The organism is bacterium (assembly GCA_021159335.1).
GTDB lineage: Bacteria > UBP14 > UBA6098 > B30-G16 > B30-G16 > JAGGRZ01.
On the sequence record JAGGRZ010000109.1, the window covers coordinates 1 to 8,334 of the forward strand.

General features: G+C 43.4%; 4 protein-coding genes. All 4 read right to left on the reverse strand.

The window, feature by feature from the left end:
• Window positions 1-151: 151 nt before the first annotated feature.
• Window positions 152-931: an NTP transferase domain-containing protein gene (locus J7J62_06085; GenBank protein ID MCD6124722.1), complete on the reverse strand. Its 780-nt coding sequence runs from the start codon at window positions 929-931 to the stop codon at window positions 152-154.
• Window positions 932-954: 23 nt separating this feature from the next.
• A complete protein-coding gene (gene rsxC / locus J7J62_06090) occupies window positions 955-2,265 on the reverse strand; it encodes an electron transport complex subunit RsxC (GenBank protein ID MCD6124723.1) in 1,311 nt (436 codons plus the stop codon).
• A 90-nt stretch (window positions 2,266-2,355) separates the two neighbouring features.
• Window positions 2,356-5,478, reverse strand: a complete 3,123-nt coding sequence (locus J7J62_06095; GenBank protein MCD6124724.1) for a gliding motility-associated C-terminal domain-containing protein — start codon at window positions 5,476-5,478, stop codon at window positions 2,356-2,358.
• Window positions 5,479-5,490: 12 nt separating this feature from the next.
• Complete coding sequence (locus J7J62_06100; protein MCD6124725.1) at window positions 5,491-8,172, reverse strand: gliding motility-associated C-terminal domain-containing protein; 2,682 nt, start codon at window positions 8,170-8,172, stop codon at window positions 5,491-5,493.
• Window positions 8,173-8,334: the final 162 nt, after the last annotated feature.

Consider the following 8,334-nt stretch of genomic DNA (forward strand, 5'->3'; position numbering starts at 1 on the left):
AATCCGCCCACGCAGGCGGCGATATAATCCTGTAGCGGGGCGCACCATCACGCTGGGCGAGAGAAGAAATAGCGATAGAAAACGACAACACAAATGCTATATAACGCATTTTCCCCTCCCTAATACAATATAAAATCAAACACCTTAAATCTTACCTCATCAAAAGCCTTCTGTCCCCATCGCTGGGGACCTCGCCAAAACGCTGTCTAAGCTTGAACTCGCGGACGATTTTTATGGTTTGATAGTAGGCTTCGATGGAAGCACCGGCATCGGCCCAGAAACCCTCGAGGATTGAGAATTTCAACTTGCCGGCTTTAAGGTAGGCGTTGTTAACATCGGTTATTTCGAGCTCACCCCGCTCGGATGGTTTGAGAGTGCGGATTATATCAAAAACAGTGGAATCATACATATATATACCTACTACCGCGTATTTCGATGGCGGAACTTTTGGCTTTTCAATTATTTCGACTATATTACCATTTTCATCAAATTTTACCACCCCGTAATCAGTGGGGTCATCGACCTCTTTGAGCAAAATTCTTGCGCCATCATTCTGTTTCGCGAACTCCTCAACGGCTGGCTTTATACTTTCACCTATTATATTATCTCCAAGAAAGACCACTACTTTATCACCATCCACGAAATGCTCGCAAAGTCCCAGTGCCTCAGCTATTCCGCCCTCCCGCTCCTGATAGGCATAGTTTAGGTGTTGCAGTCCGAACTCGTGACCGTTGCCAAGCAACCTTAGAAATTCGCCAGCGTGGTTGCCACCGCAAACTATCATTATATCACGAATACCCGCCTCAACAAGTGACTTTATAGGATAATATATCATTGGCTCATCATATACTGGAAGGAGGTGCTTGTTTGTTATCTTCGTTAAAGGATATAATCTGGTTCCCAAACCGCCAGCCAGAACCACACCTTTCATAACATCCTCCGTAGATGATATATTTATTTTTTAGCCAAAGCTCTTATTTCCCATTTTGCCCATCTTATATAATGCAAAAGTTTGATTTTTGAGGGGCACACATATGCACAACTTCCGCACTCTATGCAATCCATTGCGCCGAGCATTTTTGCCATGTCAATCCTGCCATACTTTGTTACTCTGGCGATCATTGTGGGCACGAGATGCATGGGACACACATCAACACAGCTTGCACATCCTATGCAATTTTCCTCCGGTTCTGATTCTGACACTTCGGGCGGGAAAAATAGCACTCCGCTCGTCCCTTTTGTTACCGGTGCGTCCATCGACCACTGGGTTAACCCCATCATCGGTCCCACCATAATAACCTTTCCGATAGGACCTTTTGCGCCACCAGCAGCCTCAAGAAGCGCACCAATAGGGGTGCCTATCCTTACAAGCAGATTTTTCGGCTCGATAACAAAGCCCGCAACAGTCGTTACGCGCTCTATGAGAGGCTTCCCCTCAATAACAGCGTCGCGCAACGCAGCAGCAGTTCCGACATTCTGAACATAACATCCGACATCGAACGGCAGTCCACCGCTGGGAACCTCGCGCTTCGTAAGAGCCCATATAAGCTGTTTCTCCGCCCCCTGAGGGTATTTGGTTTTCAAAACTGCCACCTCTATATCTTTGTCTTTGGTAGCATCCTGCATAGCCTTTATCGCATCGGGTTTATTTTCCTCAATAGCTATTATAAGCCTTTCAGCACCGAGAGCATACTTTATCATTTCCGCGCCCTCGACTATCTTATCTGTCTGCTCAAGCATCAAACGGTGATCAGCAGTAAGATAAGGCTCGCACTCCGCACCGTTTATTATGACCGTGTCAATTTTCTTTTCCTTGGGAGGCGAAAGCTTAACAGATGTGGGGAACATCGCGCCGCCCATGCCGACAAGACCAGCCTCAAGCGCAATCTTAGGAAACTCCTCCGGCGGTAAAGAGTGCCAATCATCATGCGGCTCAAGCTCGTAACCTATCGTTTCCTGACCATCATTCTCGATAACAATCGCTTTCGAAAGCCCTCCAGTAAAATCGGGGACATCATCTATTTTTATGACCTTTCCCGACACCGGTGAGTGTATGTTTGCCGATATGAAAGCTGCTGCCTCAGCAATTTTCTGACCGACCTTAACCTGGTCGCCCTTTTTCACCAACGGTTTAGCAGGCGCGCCAGCATGCTGGGACAGCAAAACATAAACCTTTTCCGGTGCTGGTAAAACCTCTATAGCCTTCTTCTCTGTATGGTGTTTTTCCTCAGGCGGATGAATGCCGCCAACGAATGTATATCTCATCTCGCCTCCTTCTTTCAATCGCCAAAAATAATTCCAAGCCAAAGTCTATGCAACCATTTTTTGGTCAGCCGGGACACATCCAACGAACCATTATCTTGCCAATGTTATCGTTCCCGTGCAGACGACCTCGCCTTTCACCTCAATTATGTAGATGTACAAGCCCTCGGGCAATTGATGGTTACCATCGTCTGTGCCATCCCATTTAGCGAACTCTTTAGCGTCAGGACCATTGGGCACATATATTCTTTTTACAAGTCTTCCGTACAGGTCGAATATATAGATATCAGCGCTATTGAACAACATTCCCGGGAAAGTGAACTGAATATAATCATTTATCAAATCCATGTTGGGCGTGAAAGGATTCGGCATACGCGCACAATTGAAAGGTGGCGCAAGATAAAATTGCCAGCCATATTCTGCACAATTCGGACCACAAGTATCCGGCGAATCGCAAGCGTAAATCCTGACATCAACCGTGTCCCCCGGCATGAATATTAAGCCGAAATCCTCGGGTTCGAAAATTACATAATTTTCCTGATAAGATAGCTGATTAGCATCATATTCAATATCTTCTATATATAATTTAATGCTATCACGACAAACGGAACTTATAGAATCGAACAGATATATTTTTATAGTCTGAGCCTGGTTATATACTACTGAGGTTTCTTCGGGTTCTGTCATAGCCGCGACAGGCGGGGAAAAGTCCATGAAAAATCGCCAACTAAGAGGAGCCGACAACTCATTTCCGAAAACATCGGATGCGGCAATAAGAGAAACATATACAGTTTCGCCGTCAAACCAATAATTCGGGGGCGGAACAAAGAATAATGTATCATTTTTGAAGCTCAACTCCGTGCTATCACAGGTGAAAGTATCGCTATTTATTACGAGAACTATCGTATTCGTATCTATACCATCCGAATCATATATTCTGATCCATATTTGCTGGTCAACGCAAGCAGATATAGTATTATTTGCTGGAAGTATTATATTAGCAACTGGACCCCGACCTGATATTAAAAACCAATGAACAATCGAATCACAGTTGGGCGGACAAGAGCATCCGTAATCGTGTATATTGTCGCAAGCTCTTACATGCAGCACCACCGAGTCGTTGTCTAAAAAACCGACAGTGGCGGAATTTCTACCTCTAATATCGCCTGAATCAACAGTGCCATCCACATGATAAGCATATATTCTTATAAATATAGAATCAGTTAAAATCCCAGCTATATTGTCCGTTATATCAAATGAAATATCAACTATATTATCCGCTATTCCGCCAAGGGGTGGCATAGATGTTCCCGGAGATATCACCGGCGGCGTCGTATCAAGAACGAAACCGACAAATGAGGAAAATATCGTCGTGCATTCATACATGGTCATCATGCTACTAAGAGTTATCCACACCGAATCACCCTCATTCCAGGAAATACCGCCTATTTCGGCATTTATTGTATCCGATGGATTACCCGAAATCGATAGATTAGGAAAATCATTATCAATCGTTTGAACATTAACAGTGCCATCACGATGCTTTACTCTTAACTCACCCAAAAAATGCGAAGTGTCTATCTGGTCCCAGCCCGTAGTTTCTGCGATAGTGAATCTTGCTATTTGAGATATACATGATGTAGCCACAACTGTGTCAGCGGGTGGGCATGTCGAAACTAACTCTATGGGAGCACATGATTTGCAGCCTTCTCTATATAGTCCAGTGGCAATACAATATATGGTATCTGCGATTAAGTTCATCCCAGTTATTACGAGTTCATACTCGCAATCATAATCGATATCTGCTATCACAGGTGATGTATGAAAATGTATAGCAGGCCTTATGGAATCCATTACTGCTCCATCAATGCCTCTTATCTTATATATAACACCATTTAAGGTAGCGACAAATATGTAAAGCATCGTATCCTTGGCGGGATAAAAATTATCTCTTCTCACATCACGACAAAACATGGGCCACGGTGCAGGGTCACGAAGTTTCCCAGCAACAGCAGGGGAAGATATTATGGGACCATTCAGTATATCAGCCCACAAAACTGTAACTGAATCGGGAGGTATATACAGGAAACAGCTTAAAACTCCATCATTTGAGCCTACAACTACTTCATATTCGCCATCACCGTTAACATCAGCTATTACCGCTGAAGAATGTATTCCACCTCGCAACATATAAATTGACATTTCGTCTGAATCTATAACTCCGTTGCTGTTCTCATCGCCGTCTATAAAATAAAGTTTGCCGTTGGATGCTCCCACCACGACTTCGAGGTCACCGTCACGGTCAAAATCAGCTAATGCCGGCGATGCATCAATGACTACGAGGCTTTCACCTGCGTCTATTCGCCATCTCAAAGTTCCCGTTGGTCCATCGATGCAATATATATTTCCACCGCCCACTATCATAGGACCATATAGTTCCTGATAGCCATCGCCAACAACAACATCTATGTCGCCATCACCATCGATATCACCCAAAGCTGGCGTGCTAACGACAGGACCGTCAGTATCAAACACCCAGAGTATATCCCAATCTATACCGTCAGTTCCTCCTGCGCCAGTATATGAGAAAAAACAATCAGCGGTATGTGCGGAGAAATCATAATGTATACCATCATCAACCATGTCCGATGGGTCTCCTTGAAAACAATATACAGCACGGCAGGAATTATTACCTATAACTATTTCAAGTCCAGCTACAGAAGGCACCACATCCGCGACAGCCGGTGAGGAATGCCACAGATTTCGCCCATCGCGCTCCGGAGGATCAGGGAAAACCCAGATAAAACTCCCTGTATCGCTAATTACTTCCACATTCCAGCCACTCGTCGTTCCACCTACTATATCAAGCCTGCTATCACCGCAAAAGTCAGCCACAGCAGGCGATGACCTTGACTCATCCGTGCCTGTAGAAACAGCCCACTCAAGATTGCCTCGCGAATCTATGCATCTCCATATACCCTGCGCTGAATCCCTTATTTCAGGATAGAAATTCAAATATTCATCGCTTCCCACAACTATTTCCATGAAAGAATCGGGTTCGCCACCCTCATTATTAACATGCGGCCCAAGGTCAGCTATCGCCGCCGACGAGCCAAATGTCATCCTTTCGTATATATATTGCTCAGGATATGTCCACTTTATTTCAAAGCTATATAGTGTTGACAACATCAAAATTATACATATAAATATCTTCATATTTATCCTCCATCATCTTGCTAAAGTTATTGTTCCGGTGCAGCGGACTTCACCTCGCGAGACGATAATATACACATAAACACCTTGAGGAAGTTCATTCCCGTTGTCATCTTTGCCATCCCACTTCGCAAATTCCTTGGCTGAGAATCCGCTGGGAACCTTTATGTGACGGACCATAACATCTTTCATATCAAAAATATATATATCAGCAGGATAATACATTATCATCGGAAATCGGAAATAAACAAAATCATTGATACGGTCGTTATCCGGGGTAAATGGATTCGGATATCGTGCACACTCCGGCGATTGCGGAAGGAAAAATACAAATTCATAATCTGCACAATTAGGACCACATGTATCTGGTTTGTCACATACATGAACATATATATTCACAGTATCGCCTGGATACCATCTCCCGTTAATCCGTCCGGGTGAAAAATATATTGCAACGTCCCTGCCATCAGCTGATGATGATAGCAAAAGTTCCCTTAAACTAATCCTTAGACCCATCACATTAATATATGAGGAATCAAGATGGACAGATGATAAATTATCATTAACCCTAATTTTTATATCTTGATTAATATCCAAAACTACCGCACTATCAATCGGAACCGTCATATCAGCTATGGGCGGTGAAAAGTCGAGATAAAAACTCCACGAAAGTGGTCCCTCAAGGTCAGCACCGTGAATGTCTTGTGCTCTTATAAGAGAAACATGCACTGTTTCCCCGTCATGCCAGTATCCATCAGGGGGTTCAAAAATTAGTGTGTCAGATTTATATATCAAATAAGGGCTCGAACAATCAAAAGTATCATCATTAACGACCAACAATATTGTTGATGAATCAACGCCATCGGAATCAAATACTTCGATTATTATATCCTGATTAACGCATGCCGAAACTATATTTGGCAAAGGCCTTATAATACTCGCGATAGGACCTCTATATTTTAAAAGCTCAAAACTCCAACATGTATCAGAATTATTGGGTGGGCAATAATCGTAATCGGGTTTGTCAATTATATTCCTTATACATATTAAAACTGTATGTTCTCCCTCGCTTATCGCACCCTGACTGAGATGAATCGAAACCTTTGGAGGTTCCACAATTAAATCAAAATCGACTAATCCACCATCAACATATACTGAAACATTATCTCTTCCCACAGAATCCCAGTTGACACCAGCTAATGAATCGTATATATACACGAAAATATTTGCAGTATCTATATTAACCACTGAACCAGGAGTTGGCGATAATCCGTAAAAAACTGGTGGGCTTAAATCTATTATAGCGCAACAGGTCGTTGTCTCAACAGGGCATCCAAAGGTGTCGCAAGCATTCGCTATCCTAACGCAAACTGTCTCGCCGTCTGCGAAGGCATTAAGTGGCGTAAATATAATCACAGAGTCAGCAAAACTAAGCTCATCAGAGGAAATGTCGTATACCAAACCGTTAACATCAATAGAAACTGTTGACGAATCGAGCTGAAACACATCATTTTCCGCATCAAAGACAAATTTAAATTCCTGCCTTTCGCAAGTCGTTATACCACCACAAGGATAAGGCACAAAAGGAGAACTTCTCCCAGGGCAAGGAGGGATGTAATTTCTCGTATCCCAGCCCAGCGTTTCAGCCTCAGATACAACCCCAACTCGAATCATATTGCTGGCGGTGCAAAAATTGTCGGTTTCGTAACGCAAAAGATAACAGCATTTCTGACCTATAATCTCCCGTCCTATAGCCGAAGCCAATGAGTCATAATCGCTGCTGTAAAGATAAAACCATCTGCCACCAGTGCGGGAAGCAAGTGTGTCATAACCAGTATAATGCCGCCTCGAATTCGGTTCCCAGGGTGACTTGAAAAATTCCCCATCTCGCGGTGTAACAGGAAAAACAATTATATTGTTGGCATTGCAGTAAGCTATTATGCTGTCAAGCCCCTCCCTCGTGTGGTCGTAAACCGGGCGACAAACATAGTAATTCACCTGCGGCCGTTCATCGGTAAAAAGGATAAAAATTTTCCTCGCCCCGGGTCTGAAACTCAATCGCTCGTTGGCTCTAACTATTGCACCATATTGGTCCTCGTAGCCCGAACCTCTGCTTACTGCGGGCAATGAATACAAATCATTTACCGTAGCCCTAAAAAGGCAATGAAATTGCGCCGAATCAACCGCCCAAATGTCAGGTCCCGACGACGAGTAATCGCACGAACCCGACGAAAAATCGGTTCGAACAATAATCCACTTGCCGTTTATCTCCTCAGGACAACCGTTGAAAACCACTATAGCTATTCGATAATCGAGGTCCATAAGCTGCGAAACCATCGAGGGTATAGCATCGAAAAAAGCTGAAACCTCATCGTCCATGCTCGTCGAGAAATCGAGCAAAAATACTATATCAACTTGCGAACTCTCTCCCGGGCAAAATGTTAGCTGCTCAAGAAGTGACTCCGGAATATCCTCGCCATTTTCGCTTACAAGAAAGTCCTCTAACTCAAATCCTCTGAGAAAAAGCCCCCGCCGCGTAACGCAAACCTCAAATTTAACAACCGAACAGCTATCAAGGAAAAGTGTGTCAACATAAACATTTACAGTAGAATCCCTCGTCTGACCATAAAGCCGAGATAAGCAGGCAAGAAAAACTAATAATAAAATTTTATATTTATCAATTTTTAATCCCATCATTCTAAAATAACTTTCGCCTAAAAATTTTCAAGTTTAAAAAACGCTGTGCTACTTTAGTTTCCTCACAAAAATCGTTGTTCCAAGATGTTTTATGCTGAATAGCTCTTTAATCGAAAATTCTCGAATGGGGTCCCATTTCTGTCCACGGAAAACTTTAACAAC

Excerpts from the sequence above, each read along its gene's own strand:
- J7J62_06100 (MCD6124725.1), bottom strand. The coding sequence starts at position 8,172 with ATGATGGGATTAAAAATTGATAAATATAAAATTTTATTATTAGTTTTT.
- rsxC (MCD6124723.1), bottom strand. The coding sequence starts at position 2,265 with ATGAGATATACATTCGTTGGCGGCATTCATCCGCCTGAGGAAAAACAC.
- J7J62_06095 (MCD6124724.1), bottom strand. The coding sequence starts at position 5,478 with ATGAAGATATTTATATGTATAATTTTGATGTTGTCAACACTATATAGC.
- J7J62_06085 (MCD6124722.1), bottom strand. The coding sequence starts at position 931 with ATGAAAGGTGTGGTTCTGGCTGGCGGTTTGGGAACCAGATTATATCCT.